This is a genomic window from Mesorhizobium sp. WSM4842 (genome assembly GCF_055901575.1).
On sequence record NZ_CM148372.1, the window covers coordinates 3,798,801 to 3,813,692 of the forward strand.

At 62.7% G+C, this 14,892-nt stretch carries 18 protein-coding genes and 1 tRNA gene; 15 read left to right on the forward strand and 4 right to left on the reverse strand.

All coding sequences use genetic code 11. The annotated features are described in order from the left end of the window. Nucleotides 1-3: 3 nt before the first annotated feature. The 7 genes from AC0NIE_RS18370 (at nt 4) to AC0NIE_RS18400 (ending at nt 7,184) form a co-directional block, all read left to right on the forward strand. On the forward strand, nt 4-825 hold the full coding sequence (locus tag AC0NIE_RS18370) for a biotin--[acetyl-CoA-carboxylase] ligase (RefSeq protein ID WP_292184694.1): 822 nt from the start codon (nt 4-6) through the stop codon (nt 823-825). A 64-nt stretch (nt 826-889) separates the two neighbouring features. After that, the gene (locus tag AC0NIE_RS18375; protein ID WP_473485357.1) at nt 890-2,560 is read left to right on the forward strand and encodes a ribonuclease J; all 1,671 of its coding nucleotides are present in this window, start codon (nt 890-892) and stop codon (nt 2,558-2,560) included. Between the two features lie 105 nt (nt 2,561-2,665). Then, nucleotides 2,666-3,070 carry a methylmalonyl-CoA epimerase gene (gene mce, locus AC0NIE_RS18380; RefSeq protein ID WP_095494636.1) on the forward strand — a complete coding sequence of 135 codons (405 nt, stop codon included), beginning with the start codon at nt 2,666-2,668 and terminating at the stop codon, nt 3,068-3,070. Further along, the gene (locus AC0NIE_RS18385) at nt 3,067-3,351 is read left to right on the forward strand and encodes a DUF1467 family protein (protein ID WP_123151860.1); all 285 of its coding nucleotides are present in this window, start codon (nt 3,067-3,069) and stop codon (nt 3,349-3,351) included. Before mce ends, AC0NIE_RS18385 begins: the two co-directional genes overlap by 4 nt. Before the next feature lie 544 nt (nt 3,352-3,895). Further along, nucleotides 3,896-5,224, forward strand: a complete 1,329-nt coding sequence (gene proS / locus AC0NIE_RS18390; RefSeq protein WP_123152087.1) for a proline--tRNA ligase — start codon at nt 3,896-3,898, stop codon at nt 5,222-5,224. Further along, nucleotides 5,221-6,504, forward strand: a complete 1,284-nt coding sequence (locus AC0NIE_RS18395; RefSeq protein ID WP_123151859.1) for a lipoprotein-releasing ABC transporter permease subunit — start codon at nt 5,221-5,223, stop codon at nt 6,502-6,504. Before proS ends, AC0NIE_RS18395 begins: the two co-directional genes overlap by 4 nt. Then, complete coding sequence (locus AC0NIE_RS18400) at nt 6,501-7,184, forward strand: ABC transporter ATP-binding protein (RefSeq protein ID WP_174654574.1); 684 nt, start codon at nt 6,501-6,503, stop codon at nt 7,182-7,184. The genes AC0NIE_RS18395 and AC0NIE_RS18400 overlap by 4 nt, the downstream gene beginning before the upstream one ends. A gap of 484 nt (nt 7,185-7,668) precedes the next feature. On the opposite strand, the gene lipB is transcribed toward AC0NIE_RS18400, so the two are convergent. After that, nucleotides 7,669-8,412: a lipoyl(octanoyl) transferase LipB gene (gene lipB / locus AC0NIE_RS18405; protein WP_473485358.1), complete on the reverse strand. Its 744-nt coding sequence runs from the start codon at nt 8,410-8,412 to the stop codon at nt 7,669-7,671. A 181-nt stretch (nt 8,413-8,593) separates the two neighbouring features. On the opposite strand from lipB, the gene AC0NIE_RS18410 reads away from it, so the two are divergent. Beyond that, nucleotides 8,594-8,678, forward strand: a tRNA-Leu gene (locus AC0NIE_RS18410). 201 nt (nt 8,679-8,879) lie between these two features. Here the strand turns inward: AC0NIE_RS18410 and AC0NIE_RS18415 are convergent. Next, a complete protein-coding gene (locus AC0NIE_RS18415; RefSeq protein ID WP_473485359.1) occupies nt 8,880-9,689 on the reverse strand; it encodes a methyltransferase domain-containing protein in 810 nt (269 codons plus the stop codon). 236 nt (nt 9,690-9,925) lie between these two features. Here AC0NIE_RS18415 and AC0NIE_RS18420 point away from each other — a divergent pair, with 236 nt between their 5' ends. The 7 genes from AC0NIE_RS18420 to AC0NIE_RS18450 all read left to right on the forward strand — a co-directional run bounded on the left by AC0NIE_RS18420 (nt 9,926) and on the right by AC0NIE_RS18450 (nt 13,516). Continuing rightward, on the forward strand, nt 9,926-10,183 hold the full coding sequence (locus tag AC0NIE_RS18420; protein ID WP_473485360.1) for a hypothetical protein: 258 nt from the start codon (nt 9,926-9,928) through the stop codon (nt 10,181-10,183). Next, nucleotides 10,180-10,599, forward strand: coding sequence for a type 2 periplasmic-binding domain-containing protein (locus AC0NIE_RS18425; RefSeq protein WP_473485361.1), 420 nt, complete (start codon nt 10,180-10,182; stop codon nt 10,597-10,599). Before AC0NIE_RS18420 ends, AC0NIE_RS18425 begins: the two co-directional genes overlap by 4 nt. Continuing rightward, nucleotides 10,563-10,982 (forward strand): type 2 periplasmic-binding domain-containing protein, encoded by a 420-nt coding sequence (locus AC0NIE_RS18430; RefSeq protein WP_473485362.1) that lies wholly within the window; start codon nt 10,563-10,565, stop codon nt 10,980-10,982. Before AC0NIE_RS18425 ends, AC0NIE_RS18430 begins: the two co-directional genes overlap by 37 nt. A gap of 60 nt (nt 10,983-11,042) precedes the next feature. Then, on the forward strand, nt 11,043-11,687 hold the full coding sequence (locus AC0NIE_RS18435) for a TRAP transporter small permease (RefSeq protein ID WP_473485363.1): 645 nt from the start codon (nt 11,043-11,045) through the stop codon (nt 11,685-11,687). After that, nucleotides 11,633-12,883 (forward strand): TRAP transporter large permease, encoded by a 1,251-nt coding sequence (locus AC0NIE_RS18440; RefSeq protein WP_473485364.1) that lies wholly within the window; start codon nt 11,633-11,635, stop codon nt 12,881-12,883. The genes AC0NIE_RS18435 and AC0NIE_RS18440 overlap by 55 nt, the downstream gene beginning before the upstream one ends. Before the next feature lie 85 nt (nt 12,884-12,968). After that, nucleotides 12,969-13,214 carry a hypothetical protein gene (locus AC0NIE_RS18445; protein WP_473485365.1) on the forward strand — a complete coding sequence of 82 codons (246 nt, stop codon included), beginning with the start codon at nt 12,969-12,971 and terminating at the stop codon, nt 13,212-13,214. Between the two features lie 47 nt (nt 13,215-13,261). After that, entirely contained in the window at nt 13,262-13,516 is a 255-nt protein-coding gene (locus AC0NIE_RS18450) for a hypothetical protein (RefSeq protein ID WP_473485366.1), read from the forward strand. Between the two features lie 111 nt (nt 13,517-13,627). Here AC0NIE_RS18450 and AC0NIE_RS18455 read toward each other — a convergent pair whose 3' ends face one another. After that, complete coding sequence (locus AC0NIE_RS18455) at nt 13,628-14,539, reverse strand: dihydrodipicolinate synthase family protein (RefSeq protein ID WP_473485367.1); 912 nt, start codon at nt 14,537-14,539, stop codon at nt 13,628-13,630. 22 nt (nt 14,540-14,561) lie between these two features. After that, the gene (locus AC0NIE_RS18460; protein WP_473485368.1) at nt 14,562-14,846 is read right to left on the reverse strand and encodes a cupin domain-containing protein; all 285 of its coding nucleotides are present in this window, start codon (nt 14,844-14,846) and stop codon (nt 14,562-14,564) included. Nucleotides 14,847-14,892 lie beyond the last annotated feature (46 nt).

The following is a 14,892-nucleotide window of genomic DNA, read 5'->3' on the forward strand; positions in this document are numbered from 1 at the left end:
GGGATGGCATTTCGGCTGGCTCCAACAGCGGCCTCGGAAGGATTCCGGCTCGAGGCACATGACACGGTCGGCTCCACCAATGCGCTGGCGCTGGACCATGCGCGGGCGGGGGATCCGGGCAAGCTCTGGGTCGTTTCAAAAAAACAGGAAAGCGGGCGTGGCCGGCGAGGCCGGGTCTGGGCGACGCCCGAGGGCAATCTGGCGGCGACGCTGCTGGTGGTCACCAATGCCGAACTTCGTTTGGCCGCGACGCTCGGCTTCGTCGCCGGCCTGGCGCTGGCCGATGCGCTCGACGCCGTCGTGCCGAAGGGCCGGATCGCAATCGGCCTCGACGGCGGCAGCGATGGAAGAAACCGTTTCGAGCTGAAATGGCCAAACGATGTGCTCGCCTCCGGCGCCAAGCTTGCCGGCATCCTTCTGGAATCGGCGATACTCGAAGGCGATCGCTTCGCGGTGGCTGTGGGCATCGGTGTCAATGTTGTGGCTTATCCCAAAGATTTGCCTTATCCGGCGACGTCGCTCAGCGCGCTGGGCGCTGCTTGCGATGCCGAGACGTTGTTTCTGGCGCTGTCGGATGCCTGGAGCGAGAATGCGCGGCTGTGGAATGATGGGCGCGGGCTTTCCGCCGTCAGGCGGCGCTGGCTGGCGCGCGCGGCAGGGCTTGGCGGGCAGGTTGCTGTCAGAATTGACGGTAATGTGGTGCGCGGCACGTTCGAGACCATTGACGAGGACTGCCGTTTCGTGATCCGCGACGATGAGGGTTCGGTTCTGACGATCGCCGCCGGCGATGTGCATTTCGGTGCAGTCGCGTCGGCCCAGTTTTGACGGGTCAGGTTTGACCGGCCCCGTTTGGAAGGGCTTGGCTTGACCGGCCAGGAAAGGAAAGATCATGGCGACAGCGGAAAACGCCGAACTCGTCTTCGTGCCGCTCGGCGGCGTCGGCGAGATCGGCATGAACTTCGCCCTCTATGGCTACGGCCCGGCCAATGCGCGCGAATGGATCGTCGTCGATGTCGGTGTCACCTTTCCCGATGCCAGCCTGCCCGGCGTCGACCTAGTGCTGCCAGACACGCGCTTCATCGAGGAGAACATCGCCAATCTGCGCGGCATCGTCATCACGCACGCGCATGAGGACCATTACGGCGCGCTGCTCGACACATGGCCGAAGCTCAAGGCGCCGGTCTGGATGACGCCGTTCGGCGCTGGATTGCTGGAAGCCAAGCGGCAGGGCGTGCAAGGTGCACCGAAAATCCCGGTGACGATCTACCGCGCCGGCGAAAAATTCAGCATCGGCCCGTTCGAGATCGAGGCCATCCCGGTCGCGCATTCGATCCCCGAACCGATGTCGCTGGCGATCACCTCGCCGGCCGGCACCGTCATCCATACCGGCGACTGGAAGATCGATCCGGCGCCGACGATCGGGCCGATGACCGACGAGGCCCGCTTCCGCGCCTATGGCGACAACGGCGTGCTGGCGCTGATCTGCGATTCCACAAATGCGCTGCGGGAAGGGGAGTCGCCATCGGAAGTGGCGGTGGGCGAGGGCCTCAAGGGCGTCATCCAGAGCGCCAAGGGCCGGGTCGCGGTCACCACTTTTTCCTCCAATGTCGGGCGTATCGTCTCCATTGCCAAGGCGGCACGCGATGCCGGCCGCCAGTGCCTGGTGCTCGGCCGCTCGCTGAAGCGCGTCATCGATGTTGCCGGCGAGCTCGGCTATATGGACGGGCTGCCCGAATTCATCGCCGAGGAGGACTTTGGCTTCATCCCGCGCGAAAACCTCGTCATCATCTGCACCGGCAGCCAGGGCGAGCCGCTTGCGGCCTTGGCAAAACTGTCGCGCGACGAGATGAAATCGGTGTCGCTGACGGCAGGGGACACGGTGGTGTTTTCCTCGCGCACCATCCCCGGCAACGAGAAGGGGATTCTCGAGATCAAGAACCGGCTGATCGATCTCGGCATCAAGATCATCGAGGACGGCGATGCGCTGGTGCATGTCTCCGGACATCCGCGTCGCAGCGAATTGCGCAAGATGTATCAATGGGTGCGCCCGCAGATCGGCGTGCCGGTGCATGGCGAGGCGGCGCATCTGGTGGCGCAGGGGTCGCTGATGTCGGTGTCCGGCATCGGCCAGGTGGCGCAGGTCCGCGACGGCGACATGCTGCGGCTCTATCCCGGTACGGCGACGATCATCGACCAGGTGCCGTTCGGCCGCATCTACAAGGACGGCAGGCTGATCGGCACCGACCAGGCGATGGGCATTCGCGACCGGCGCAAGCTGTCCTTTGCCGGCCATGTCGCGGTCAATGTCGTGCTCGACGACAGGTATGAGCTCGCCGGCGATCCCGATCTGGTCGCCATCGGCGTCGCCGAGGCCGATGCCCGCGGCGAGAGCCTGGAAGACCTGATGATCGATGCGGCAATCGGCGCCGTGGACTCCATCCCCCGTCAGCGCCGAAGAGATCTCGACCTCGTGCAGGAGGCAGTGCGCCGCGCCGTCCGCGGCGCCGCCAATGAAGCCTGGGGCAAGAAGCCGCTGGTGACGGTGTTCGTCACAAGGTAAGGGAATAGGGGAGTAGGGCAGTACGGCAGTACGGCAGTAGGGGGAGAAAGTAGTTTTTCCCTACTCCCATACTGCCCTATTGCCTTACTGCCCTGAGGAAAACCTATGCTCGGACGCCTGAACCATGTCGCGCTTGCCGTGCCGGATCTGGCCGCGGCGACGGCGGCCTATCGCGATACGCTCGGCGCTCGGGTGAGCGCGCCGCAGGCGCTGCCGGAGCATGGCGTGACGGTGGTGTTCGTCGATGTCGGCAACACCAAGATCGAATTGCTGGAGCCGCTCGGCGAGGATTCGCCGATCGCGGCATTCCTCGAGAAGAACCCCTCGGGCGGCATGCATCATGTCTGCTACGAGGTCGACGACATTCTTGCCGCGCGTGATCACCTCAAGGCCAGCGGCGCCCGCGTCCTTGGCGACGCCGACCCGAAGATCGGCGCGCATGGCAAGCCGGTGCTGTTCCTGCATCCCAAGGATTTCTTCGGCACGCTGGTCGAACTGGAGCAAGCATGAGCTGGGTTTCGTTCCTCGCCCTGTTCTTCATCACATGGTGGGTAGTGCTGTTCGCCATCCTGCCGTTCAGTCTGAGGACGCAGGACGAGGATGAGGACGTGACGCTGGGCACGGTACCCAGCGCGCCGCGCGGACCCCATATGCTGCGCGCCGTGCTGCGGACGACGATCGTCACGATGGTTCTTCTTGGCATCTTCTATGGCATTACGAGGGGGCTCGGCCTCGGCATCGACGACATCCCGCACATCGTGCCGGATTTCAGCCAGAGACCCGAAAATTAGACCGCCGGGCACGGCTGGCCACATCTTGCATGCGAGCACCAATCCGGGCTGGAAGCCGATGCAGGTTCCGAACCCGCTGTGCTGACGCGAGGTAAAGTGGTTTAGCAATTTGTCGTGCTAACCAGATGATTGCACAAAAAAAATGCAAGGCACAAGGCCTTGCAATTTAAACGCGTCCGATCTGTTTCCGGTGTCCGGCGGCAGCGAGTAACCGCGCCTAGATCGCATCCTCCCAAGACTTTGACCGCGTAGGAGGGCAGATTTCTTTCCGCCCTCTCGGTTATCGGGGCACATTAGACCAAGGCAGGTGAAAATGTCACGCAGAATTTTGCCCGGAAATAAGCAATCTCGTGCTGCAGTGCACAATAGTATGGCAGGCGTTGCTTGCGAAACGACCAGCAAGGCGGATGAGGCACTGCGGACCCTTTGCGGCGTCCCGAGGGGCGGGTTTCCATTCCGTCATGAAATGGCTATGAAGCCGGGGCAAGCAAGCCTGCGCTGCGCCGATTCCGGTGCGGCAATCCTCTCTCTCACGGACCAGTCCATGCGTTTGTCGCGCTATTTCCTGCCTATCCTCAAAGAAAATCCGCGCGAGGCCGAAATCGTCTCGCACCGGCTGATGCTGCGCGCCGGCATGATCCGCCAGCAGGGGCAAGGCAGTTTTTCCTGGCTGCCGCTCGGCAAAAGGGTGCTGGACAAGGTCTGCCGCATCGTTCGCGAGGAGCAGGACCGCGCCGGCGCGCTCGAGATCCTGATGCCGACCATCCAGTCCGCCGAGCTGTGGCGCGAAAGCGGCCGCTATGACGACTACGGCAAGGAGATGCTGCGCATCAAGGACCGGCAAGACCGGGACATGCTCTATGGACCGACCAACGAGGAGATGGTCACCGAGATTTTCCGCGCCTATGTGAAGTCCTATAAGGATCTGCCGCTCAATCTCTATCACATCCAGTGGAAATTCCGCGACGAGGTGCGGCCGCGCTTCGGCGTCATGCGTTCGCGCGAGTTCCTGATGAAGGACGCCTATTCCTTCGATCTCGATTTCGAAGGCGCCAAGGCGGCCTATAACAGGATGTTCGTGTCCTATCTCAGGACGTTCACGCGCATGGGGCTGCAGGCAATCCCTATGCGTGCCGACACCGGGCCGATCGGCGGCGACCTCAGCCACGAATTCATCATCCTGGCCGACACCGGCGAGAGCCAGGTCTATTGCCATCGCGACTATCTCGCGCTTGATGTGCCGGGGGCAGACACGGACTTCTCCAACGATGCCGCGATCGGCGATATCGTCAAGACATGGACGACGCCCTATGCCGCGACCGACGAGATGCACGACGAGGCGGCGTGGGAGAAGGTTGCGACAAGCGACCGGGTCTCGGCGCGCGGCATCGAGGTCGGCCACATCTTCCATTTCGGCGACAAATATTCGAAGCCGATGGGTGCCAAGGTGACCGGGCCCGACGGCAAGGATCATTTTGCCTCCGGGGGGTCCTACGGCATCGGTCCGACGCGGCTGGTCGCGGCGATCATCGAGGCCAGCCATGACGACAACGGCATCATCTGGCCGGAGGCGGTGGCGCCTTTCGACATCGGCCTGATCAACATGAAGGCCGGCGACGCCGACTGCGACCGCGTCTGCGACGAACTCCATGCGGCGTTTGTCGCCGTCGGCAAGGACGTGCTCTACGACGATACCGACCAGCGGCCAGGCGGCAAGTTCGCCACCGCCGACCTGATCGGTCTGCCGTGGCAGGTCATCGTCGGGCCGCGCGGCGTGGCGGCCGGCGAGGTCGAGATCAAGAATCGCAGGACCGGCGAGCGTGAGACGCTGCCGATCGTGGACATGAAGAAACGCTTCGGTTTTGCCGGATGAGCGAAGCCGCAGCAAAACCCCCGGCCGCCGGAGCTTTTTCCGTTTTTGAACGCATGGTTGCATGGCGCTATCTGCGCTCGCGCCGCAAGGAGACGGTGATCTCCGTCATCGCATCGATCTCCTTCCTCGGCATCATGCTGGGCGTCGCCACGCTGATCGTCGTGATGGCTGTCATGAACGGGTTTCGCGCCGAGCTCCTGACGCGCATCCTCGGCGTCAACGGCCATCTGATCGTGCAGCCGCTCGACATGCCGCTGGAGGACTATGCGCAGGTTGCCGGCCGCATCAACGGCGTGCCCGGCGTCCAATACGCCATTCCGCTGATCGACGGGCAGGTCCTGGCGCAAGGCAATATCGGCGGCGGATCAGGGGCGCTGGTGCGCGGCATACGCGGTGAAGATCTGGGCAAGATTTCAATCGTCGCCAGCAATATCAAGCAGGGCTCGATCGCCGGCTTCGACACAGGCGAGGGCGTCGCCATCGGCAGCCGCATGGCCGACAATCTCGGTCTTGTGCTCGGCGACACCATCACGCTTATCGCGCCCGACGGCGATGTGACGCCGCTCGGCACGACACCGCGCATGAAAGGCTATCCGGTCACGGCGATCTTCGAGGTCGGCATGTCAGAATATGACAGCTCCATCGTCTACATGCCGTTTTCGGAAGCGCAGCTCTATTTCAACATGGATGGCCGGGCTCAGGCGATCGAGATTTATGTCGACAATCCCGACAATGTCGATGCGCTGAAGCCGAAGGTCGAGGAGGCGTCGCAGCGGCCGATCACCATGGTCGACTGGCGAGAACGCAACAGGACTTTCTTCGATGCGCTGCAAGTGGAGCGCAATGTCATGTTCATGATCCTGACGCTGATCGTGCTGGTGGCGGCGCTCAACATCATCTCGGGCCTGATCATGCTGGTGAAGGACAAGGGCCACGACATCGCCATCCTGCGCACCATGGGCGCCACGCGCGGTGCGATCCTGCGCATCTTCCTGATGACGGGCGCGGCGATCGGCGTGGTGGGCACCATCGCAGGGGTGCTGCTGGGCGTTGTAATCTGCCTGAACGTCGAGCGAATCCGCCAGTTCTTCTCCTGGCTGGCCGGCGAGAGGCTGTTCAATCCCGAGCTCTATTTCCTGAGCCAACTGCCTGCCCGCATGGATGCCAGCGAGACGATCTCGGTGATCCTGATGGCTCTGGTGCTGTCGTTCCTGGCGACGCTGTTTCCGGCATGGCGCGCGGCCAGGCTCGATCCGGTCGAAGCGCTGAGGTACGAATGATGGCCGAGGCCATTATCGAGCTGAAGAGCGTCGAGCGGCACTATGTCCAGGGCCCGCGCAAGCTGACCATCCTCAACGGCGCCGATTTTTCGCTGAAGCGCGGCGAGATCGTGGCGCTGGTGGCGCCTTCGGGTACCGGCAAATCGACGCTGTTGCACACCGCCGGATTGCTGGAGCGGCCCGACGCCGGCGACGTGATTCTGGCAGGCCGCGCCTGCGGGCGGCTTTCCGACGACGAGCGCACGGCGATCCGCCGCAACGATGTCGGCTTCGTCTATCAGTTCCATCACCTGCTGCCGGAGTTCACGGCGCTGGAAAACATCATGATGCCGCAGCTGATAAAAGGGCTGACGCGCAAGGAGGCTGCCGAGCGTTCGGCGCAACTGCTCGACTACATGCAGATCGGCAAGCGGGCGCAACACCGGCCGTCCGAACTGTCCGGCGGCGAGCAGCAGCGCGTCGCCATCGCGCGCGCCGTCGCCAATGCGCCGCTGGTGCTGCTTGCCGACGAGCCGACCGGCAACCTCGACCCGGTCACCGCCTCCTATGTGTTCGAGGCATTGGGAGCGCTGGTCCGGCAATCGGGGCTGGCGGCGCTGATCGCCACCCACAATCACGAGCTTGCCTCGCGCATGGACCGTCGAGTCACGCTGGCCGACGGCAAGGTTGTTCCGCTTTAGGGTGTGTCGAGGTTCAGGTGATGCCGGCCTGCGAACGTCGGTTTCCTGCGCTTCCGGTGCTCACGTACTTAAGTACGCTCCGCTCCGGTTCTCGGAAGCCACCATGCTCGGCGCGGCCTGACCTGAATCTCGACACACCTAACGGGCTGATCACCAGCGGCCGCGTTTTCCCGCACGCAGCCAGCGCGGAAGCGGCGGAGATCCGCCTCTCAACCTTTCCTTAACCCTGCCGAACTGAGCGCCCGAATTTCGCGACACGCTCTGATTGCGGTCGTTGACATTCGAACAAAATTAGAACAAAATACGAACATACTGAAAACAGGAGAGAGTTATGATCGGTCTTGTTCAGGATGTCGTGTCACTGGTGTGCATGAGCACGTTTCTCATTTCCATGGCGATCTGGATTGGAGCGATGTGAGGCAGCGCGCCCCGTTCTTCACGGGGTGAGGGCGGCGTCGGAGCTCGGTGGTTCAGCGCCGCTTTGTCAGCCGATCTTGCGGGCCAACTCGACAAGCAAAGGTGCCGCGGGTCCGAAGACATCCTCGAAGGCGGATTTTAGCGCGAGGTCGAGATCGGCCATCGTTATGGGAAGACCGAGATCGACGAGACTGGTGATGCCGTGATCCTGTACGCCGCACGGCACGATGCCGCTGAAGTGGGCGAGATCCGGCTCGACATTGATGGCGATACCGTGAAAGCTCACCCAGCGCCTCAGCCTGATGCCGATGGCGGCGATCTTGTCCTCGGCGAGCGATCCGTCGGCCAGGGGCGGGCGATCCGGCCGTACTACCCAGACGCCGACGCGATCCTCGCGCCGTTCACCACGCACGTTGAAGGCGGCGAGCGTGCCGATGATCCATTGTTCAAGTGCGGCGACGAAGGCGCGGACGTCCTCGCGCCGCCGCTTCAGGTCGAGCATCACATAAGCGACCCGCTGGCCTGGCCCATGATAGGTGTATTCGCCGCCGCGCCCGGCCGCGAACACCGGGAAACGGTCCGGCTCGATCAGATCCTCGATGCGGGCGCTGGTGCCGGCGGTGTAGAGCGGCGGGTGCTCGACCAGCCAGACCATCTCGCCGGCGGCGCCGCTTCGGATCGCTTCGGCACGCGCCTCCATCACGGCAAGCGCATCTGGATAGGCGGTGAGGCCGGGTTCGATCCGCCATTCGACCGGCGCCGAACCGGGCAGGGGCAGGAACGACGTGGCGATCTGGCTGCGTTCTGTCATGGTGTGTCTCGTGTCGCCCCACATATGGCGGCAATCAGTTGAAACGTCCAGTTCCGGGCGCGTTCCAACCCCTTTGGAGGGTTATGCTGAATGCCGGGCAATTATTGCGCGACGCGCCCTTGTTTCGCCGGAAACGATTTGCTACACGCCGCGAGCCGGTTCGTTTCGGCTCCTACCACGTGCGGTCGTGGCGGAATTGGTAGACGCGCAGCGTTGAGGTCGCTGTGGGGCAACCCGTGGAAGTTCGAGTCTTCTCGACCGCACCAGCTTTATCCAATAAGCTACTATTTTTATTGCGCAATTTTGTGTTTCCCTGCAGTTCTTCCCAAGACTGTTTATGCAAGCTGAAACACTGTGCGGACCTGCGGGTGGTTTGGGCGCGGAATGCCGCGCACTAACTGCGTGGTTTGACGCAAAGCCGTCATACGGCAAGGCCGTTGCCGGAAGGCAATGCATCTCTCAGCTACTCATTCGCCCCACGCCTGAAAGATGCGCGGCAGGGATATGGTCGTGTCCGGCCGGTCGGCAAAGGCTTTGATCTCGCGCGTCACATGGTCGACCTCTTCGGCGGAGGCGATGCCCGATGTCGCGATCGCCTCGGCAATCGCCGCCATGGTGAGCGACGTGGTCTGCTTGACGTCGCGGCTTCGCCCGAAGGGTTGGACGAGACAGGAGTCGACACTGGCAAAGCCCGCGCTCTCCAGAAGGCGGACCAGCCTGCGCCCGATGAACGGGTCGCCGCCGCGCGCCTTGAGCGTCGCGACAAAGAGCTCGCGATAGCGGTCGACGGCCGGACAAGGCGGATCGCAGAACTGGCCGGCATAGTCGATGTCCTCGACGATCAAGACGCCGCCGGGCGCCAGTGCCGCCCTCGCTCTCGCCAGCACGTCCTCCGGCCTCGAGAGATGCGTGAGTACGAACCGGATATAGACCAATGCGGCGCCCGAGACCGGCCACGGATCGAGCACGCTGGCCTGGTGAAACGCGACATTGGCGAGGCCGCGACTGCACGCCTCTTCGCGGGCCGCCGCCAGCTTCTCTTCGTCGAGATCGAATCCGACGACGCGGCCGTTTGAACCGACCCGAGCCGCCAGTTCGAAACTGACGTCACCGCCGCCGCAACCGGCGTCCAGCGCCAAGATTCCGTTCAGCGGTTCGAAGCGGTCGAGAAGCGCCCGGGTTGCCGGCGCCAGCACGCGCGAAATGAGGGCGAGCCGCGACCGCCCCTCCTCGCCACCCTTGATGATGTAGGTCCGGAGTTCCTCTGCCTTGGCCATGGGATTTTCCCAATTGCTATTGCCGCTGGTTGCTATTGACGCTCACGTTGGGCCAGCATCGGCGCCAAGCCGCCCACCTCCTTCCACAGCAAAGTGCCATAACGCGCCGCGGGCGATCAACAACGACGCTCCCCGTTGTTACAGACGTAACCAAATTCCGTTTCGCTGAAATCATTCTGTAGCGAAATTCTCCGAGACAATGCCGTTCTCGACATGAGAGCAGCGGAGCGCGAAGGATGAGTTATCACCAGTCATGTAACGTCGTCAGAAACATTCTCTCGGTGATCGGGATCGTGGCCACTGTACTTGCCCTGACCGTGGCGGCACCCGCGCAGGAGGTGACACTGACGGTGGCCGACCAGAATCCGCCGACCTCCTGGGGCTCCGTCCACGCGATGCAGCCCTGGATCAGGAAGATCGAGGAAGCAACCAAAGGCCGCGTGAAGATCGAGCACTATCCCGGGCAGACCCTGGTGAAAGGGACGGAAATGTGAACGCGGTGCGCGCCGGCATCGTCGACATCGGCTGGTGCTTCCATGGCTACTGGCCGGACATCACCCCGCTGTCGGACGTGATCACCCTGCCTGGCCTGCCGATCACGTCCGCCGAAAAAGGCAGCGAAGCGTTGTGGAAACTCTACGAAAAGTTCCCCGCCATGCGGAAGGAATATGCCGAGATCCAGTCGCTGGCGCTGTGGACGAGCCATCCTTATTTCCTCCTCACCACCAGCAAACAGGTGAAGACGCTGGATGACCTGGAGGGTCTCAAGATACGCGTGACCGGCGGACCGCCGACCGAGCAGATGAAGGCGCTGGGCGCGCCGTGCCGACACTGGTACCGATGCCGGATGTCTACCAGGCCCTCGACAAGGGCGTGGTCGACGGCATGGGAGCCCCCTGGGAGGCGGTGAATGCCTTCCGGCTTTACGAGGTCGCTAAATACTACACGATCGCGCCGCTTTCTGCCGTGTACGGCTCGCTGTGCGCCAACAAACAGAAATGGGAGAGCCTGCCCACTGATATCCGCGACGCCATCATGAGCGTCAGCGGTCTCGAAGGTTCGAAATTGTGGGGCAGGAACTTCTTCGACGCGGCCGAACAGGCAGCCCTCGACAGGGCCGAGGCGGAAAACCGTGAGATGATCCGCTACGCGATGCCGACGGAGGAGGTGGCGCGTTGGAACAAGATCGCCGCTCAGCCGCTCTGGGACGCGTGGGTCAAAAAAATGGAAGCCAAGGGCCACGGGGAGGCTCGACAGATTCTCGAAGCCACCGTCGAGATGTTGAACGACTGACGGTCGCCGGTTCCCAGAGCGAGACGACGCCTCGACGAAAATTCATCCTTCAAGAAGCCGATGTCCGACACGATGCCACCTTCCCACGACATGACCGTTTTTGGACGAATCGAGACGTGGCAGCGGCGTTGCGAGCTCGTGCTCGCTTACGTCGCCGTCACCGCGACCGCAATCATGATGCTGCTGACCAGCGCCGACGCCGCCTGTCGCTATTTTTTGAACAGCCCGATCCTGATCGCCTACGAGCTCACCGAGAAATACTTGATGACCGCGGCAATCTTTCTCGGCCTGCCCTCCGCATTTCGAGGCGGAGCCTTCGTCCGGGTGACCTTTCTGGTGGATCGGCTTTCGCTGTCGCTGCGATCGATTGCTGAGCACCTCGCATACGTCATTGCCATACTGTGCTGCCTGGTATTCGCGGCGGCGACCGTGCAGCAGGCATACCGCTCGCTCTCCGACCCAACGACACTGAGTGCGCTTCCAGTTCCGGTCAGCCCGGCGTACTTGGTGGCGCCGCTCGGCTTCCTTGTTCTTGTGCTGGCAATCCTGACCAGTCCGCCGCGTCCTGACCGGCCCGCCGCATCGTCAACGTTAGCCGATGCTTACCGCGCTTCCCCCTTGTCGCCCTGGTCGCGCTTCTGCTGCTCGGCGTGCCGATCGCGGTCGCGCTTGCCGCGTCGGGCATGCTGGGCATTTATGTGGTGACCGGCGATCTCGCCAAGATGCTGGGCATCGTCGCCCTGGCGCCGTTCGATACGGTGGCGGACTATGCCCTCACGACGATCCCGATGTTCATCCTGATGGCCTATTTCTCAGCTTCGAGCGGGCTGGCGCGCGACCTTTACACGGCGGCGAGCAACTGGTTGTCGCTCATCCGCGGTGGGCTTGCTATCGCCACCGTGTTCTCCTGCGGGGTTTTCGGCGCGATGTCGGGTGCGAGCGTCGCCGCGGCCTCGGTGATGTCGAACATCGCCATGCCGGAGATGCGCCGGCACGGCTATTCCGACGAGCTTGCCGCCGGCGCGATCGGCGTCGGCGCCACGCTCGACATCCTGATCCCGCCAAGCGTCGCCATGGTGATCTACGGGCTCGCCACGCAAACTTCCGTCGGCAAGCTGCTGATCGCCGGCATCGTGCCCGGCATTCTGGCCGGCATCCTGCTGGCATTGACGATCTATCTCTGGGTCACGATCAGCCCGGCGCATGCGCCTAAGACCTATCGCGCTCCGGCCAGGGAGCGCTGGGCAAGCCTGGCGCGCGTATGGCCGAGCCTGTTGCTCATCGTCGTCGTGATCGCGCTGCTCTACCTCGGAATCGCGACTCCGACCGAGGTCGGTGCGGTCGGCGCGTTGATGGCGGGCGTGATCGGCGTCGCATTAGGCAGGTTGTCGGCGCACGACGTGTTGCAGGCGCTGAAATCGACGATTCGCACCTCCGCGATGATTTTCCTGATCCTGATCGGCGCGACCTTGCTCGGCCACTACATGACGCTCAGCCGTATCCCGCAGGAGATCGTCGCGTTGGTGGCCGCGATGGATCTCAATCGCTGGATGGTGATCATCGGCATTTTGGCGGTCTACTTCGTCATCAGCATGTTCATGGACGAGATCCCGCTGCTGCTTTCTGACATTGCAACTGACGTTCCCGCTCATCAATTCGCTCGGCTTCGATCCGATCTGGTTCGGCGTCGTTTCCATGATGATGGTCACTATCGGGCTAGTCTTCCCGCCGGTCGGCCTTGTCGCGTTCGTCGTTGGCACAACCGCGGGAGCCGACCTGACGAAAGTCTACAGGGGCACCAGCATCCTGACGATTGCGCTCGTCGTGACGACAGTGCTGCTGATCATCTTCCCGCAGATTGCCCTGTGGTTGCCGGCGACAATGCGCTGATCATAGGCTGAGCCGTTCCGGGGCGGCAGCTGATCGCCGGTCTTCCTCCGTTGCTGCAGCTGTAATCAAATTCCTCCTCCTTGAAATCATTCCGTAGTGCTGCCCTCCGACTATCGCCCCAACACTTTCGTCAATCAGGAGAGCGCGATGTATCGAAACGGCATCTTTCCGCACGACGTACGCCGGACCCTCGATGGACAGATCAAGGGAATCAAGAGCTCGGCAAGAACCGCAGACAGGCGCGTGTCAGATCCTGACATTCAGTCGCTGCTGCGACCGCTTTACGAGAAGCGCTACGGCTCGCGCCGAAAACACACCGGCTATCAGCGATCCATCCGCTGACTCGGTTCGGTATCGCTTTTCCCAACGAGCCGGGAGGGACAACACCGATGTGTCCGAACAAGGATCGGCAAACCCGAGAAACCGATGATCTTCTGTTCACCTGGCGGCAGCGGCAGGGTCCTTTGGATCTGCTGGCGCTGGAGCATAGGGCGCGCCAGGCACGAGCCGAGGCTCTGCGGATCCTGGCCCGTAGCGCAGTCCGGTGGTGCCATTCGCTCCCCTTGGCCCGTTCGCCGACCGGACCTGGCGTCAATGCGCCCTCGGTCGAGGCTCACGCCCGCGACCAAAAGTCAAAAAGCTGAAGACGAAAGCTAGAGCATTAGGCAGCCAAAATGTCTTCGTCTGGCGTTCGACAAAATGCGTTGAAACAAAGAGTTAGAGCGCGGTTTTGGTTCCATCGAGACGCAAGCGCTCTAGACGCGGCTTTGCAGCCGCGAAAGCAGGTAGTCGACCTCTTGTCTGGCCGCCGCCGACAACGCACTGCCCGGCTTGCGCTGGGCGTCGGACGCGATGGCACCCCGCCTCATCATCACATATTTGCGTACCGCAAGTCCCACGCCTGGTTGCTGCTCATAGCGCAAATAGGGCAGGTGGGCGTCGAAAAGATCGTGCGCCTTGTCGCGCTCGCCGGCGGCAGACAGTTTCACCACGTCGACCAGCATATCGGGGAAGGCATAGCCGGTCATCGCGCCATTGGCGCCGCGCTCCATCTCGAAGTCGAGGAAGAGGCCGCCATTACCGGTGAGGATGGACAGCGGCCGCAGCGAGCCGTCCTTCTGAAAGCCGCGCAGCGCGCTGATCTTCTCCAGGCCCGGCCAGTCCTCGTGCTTGAGCATGAAGCAGGCCGGATTGTCGGTGACGATGCGGCGGATGACGGCCGGCGTCATGACGACCGAGAGGGTCAGCGGATAGTCCTGCAGGACGAAAGGAACATCCTCGCCGACCGCTTCGGATGCGTTGCGGAAATAGGTGACGATCTGATCGTCGGTGCGCAGCGCCGGTGGCGGCGCAATCATCACGCCCTGCGCGCCAACCTCCGTCGAGGCGCGCGCAAGGCTGCGCATGGCGGCGAAGCCAGGGGCAGAGACGCCGACGATGACCGGCAGCTTAGTGCGCGCCACGATACGCTTGACGATCTCGAGCGATTCGCCGGCGTCGAGCTTCGGGGCCTCACCCATGATGCCGAGGATTGTCATCCCATCGACGCCGCAGCGCTCGTAGAAATCGACCATCGAATCAAGTGATTCCCAGTCGATCTTGCCATCCGCCTCGAACGGCGTCGGGGCAATGGTGTAGACACTTTTGGTGTCAGGACCGATGGCCATGAGATCCTCCTAAATTCAGCTTTCAGTCGTAGCGCAGGACCGATGGTCCGATCCAACCCGGCAGTTGGTGCGGACGGGCGGCGCGAAGATTTCGTAATAGACGCAGCCTTCCGGTCCCGTGCCGAACGCGCAATGGCGGGGGGCCGGCAGGAAAGAAAAGAAGGTCGCCCGGAAGTGCGTCGAAGATATTGCCGTCAATGGTGAGCTTACACATGCCCGATACCGTGACAAGGATCTGCTCGTTGTCGTGCCAGTGCGGAACGGAGCCATCTTTATGAGTGACAGCCAGGCGTTGAAGTAACCGCATGGTAAGCTTGCTTCGCTATCACATACATAATGCCATCGACGTCGGC

Excerpts from the sequence above, each read along its gene's own strand:
- AC0NIE_RS18450 (WP_473485366.1), top strand. The coding sequence starts at position 13,262 with ATGTGTCCGAACAAGGATCGGCAAACCCGAGAAACCGATGATCTTCTG.
- AC0NIE_RS18415 (WP_473485359.1), bottom strand. The coding sequence starts at position 9,689 with ATGGCCAAGGCAGAGGAACTCCGGACCTACATCATCAAGGGTGGCGAG.
- AC0NIE_RS18420 (WP_473485360.1), top strand. The coding sequence starts at position 9,926 with ATGAGTTATCACCAGTCATGTAACGTCGTCAGAAACATTCTCTCGGTG.
- AC0NIE_RS18375 (WP_473485357.1), top strand. The coding sequence starts at position 890 with ATGGCGACAGCGGAAAACGCCGAACTCGTCTTCGTGCCGCTCGGCGGC.
- AC0NIE_RS18400 (WP_174654574.1), top strand. The coding sequence starts at position 6,501 with ATGATGGCCGAGGCCATTATCGAGCTGAAGAGCGTCGAGCGGCACTAT.
- AC0NIE_RS18385 (WP_123151860.1), top strand. The coding sequence starts at position 3,067 with ATGAGCTGGGTTTCGTTCCTCGCCCTGTTCTTCATCACATGGTGGGTA.
- AC0NIE_RS18370 (WP_292184694.1), top strand. The coding sequence starts at position 4 with ATGGCATTTCGGCTGGCTCCAACAGCGGCCTCGGAAGGATTCCGGCTC.
- mce (WP_095494636.1), top strand. The coding sequence starts at position 2,666 with ATGCTCGGACGCCTGAACCATGTCGCGCTTGCCGTGCCGGATCTGGCC.
- lipB (WP_473485358.1), bottom strand. The coding sequence starts at position 8,412 with ATGACAGAACGCAGCCAGATCGCCACGTCGTTCCTGCCCCTGCCCGGT.
- AC0NIE_RS18460 (WP_473485368.1), bottom strand. The coding sequence starts at position 14,846 with ATGCGGTTACTTCAACGCCTGGCTGTCACTCATAAAGATGGCTCCGTT.
- AC0NIE_RS18435 (WP_473485363.1), top strand. The coding sequence starts at position 11,043 with ATGTCCGACACGATGCCACCTTCCCACGACATGACCGTTTTTGGACGA.
- AC0NIE_RS18395 (WP_123151859.1), top strand. The coding sequence starts at position 5,221 with ATGAGCGAAGCCGCAGCAAAACCCCCGGCCGCCGGAGCTTTTTCCGTT.
- proS (WP_123152087.1), top strand. The coding sequence starts at position 3,896 with ATGCGTTTGTCGCGCTATTTCCTGCCTATCCTCAAAGAAAATCCGCGC.
- AC0NIE_RS18455 (WP_473485367.1), bottom strand. The coding sequence starts at position 14,539 with ATGGCCATCGGTCCTGACACCAAAAGTGTCTACACCATTGCCCCGACG.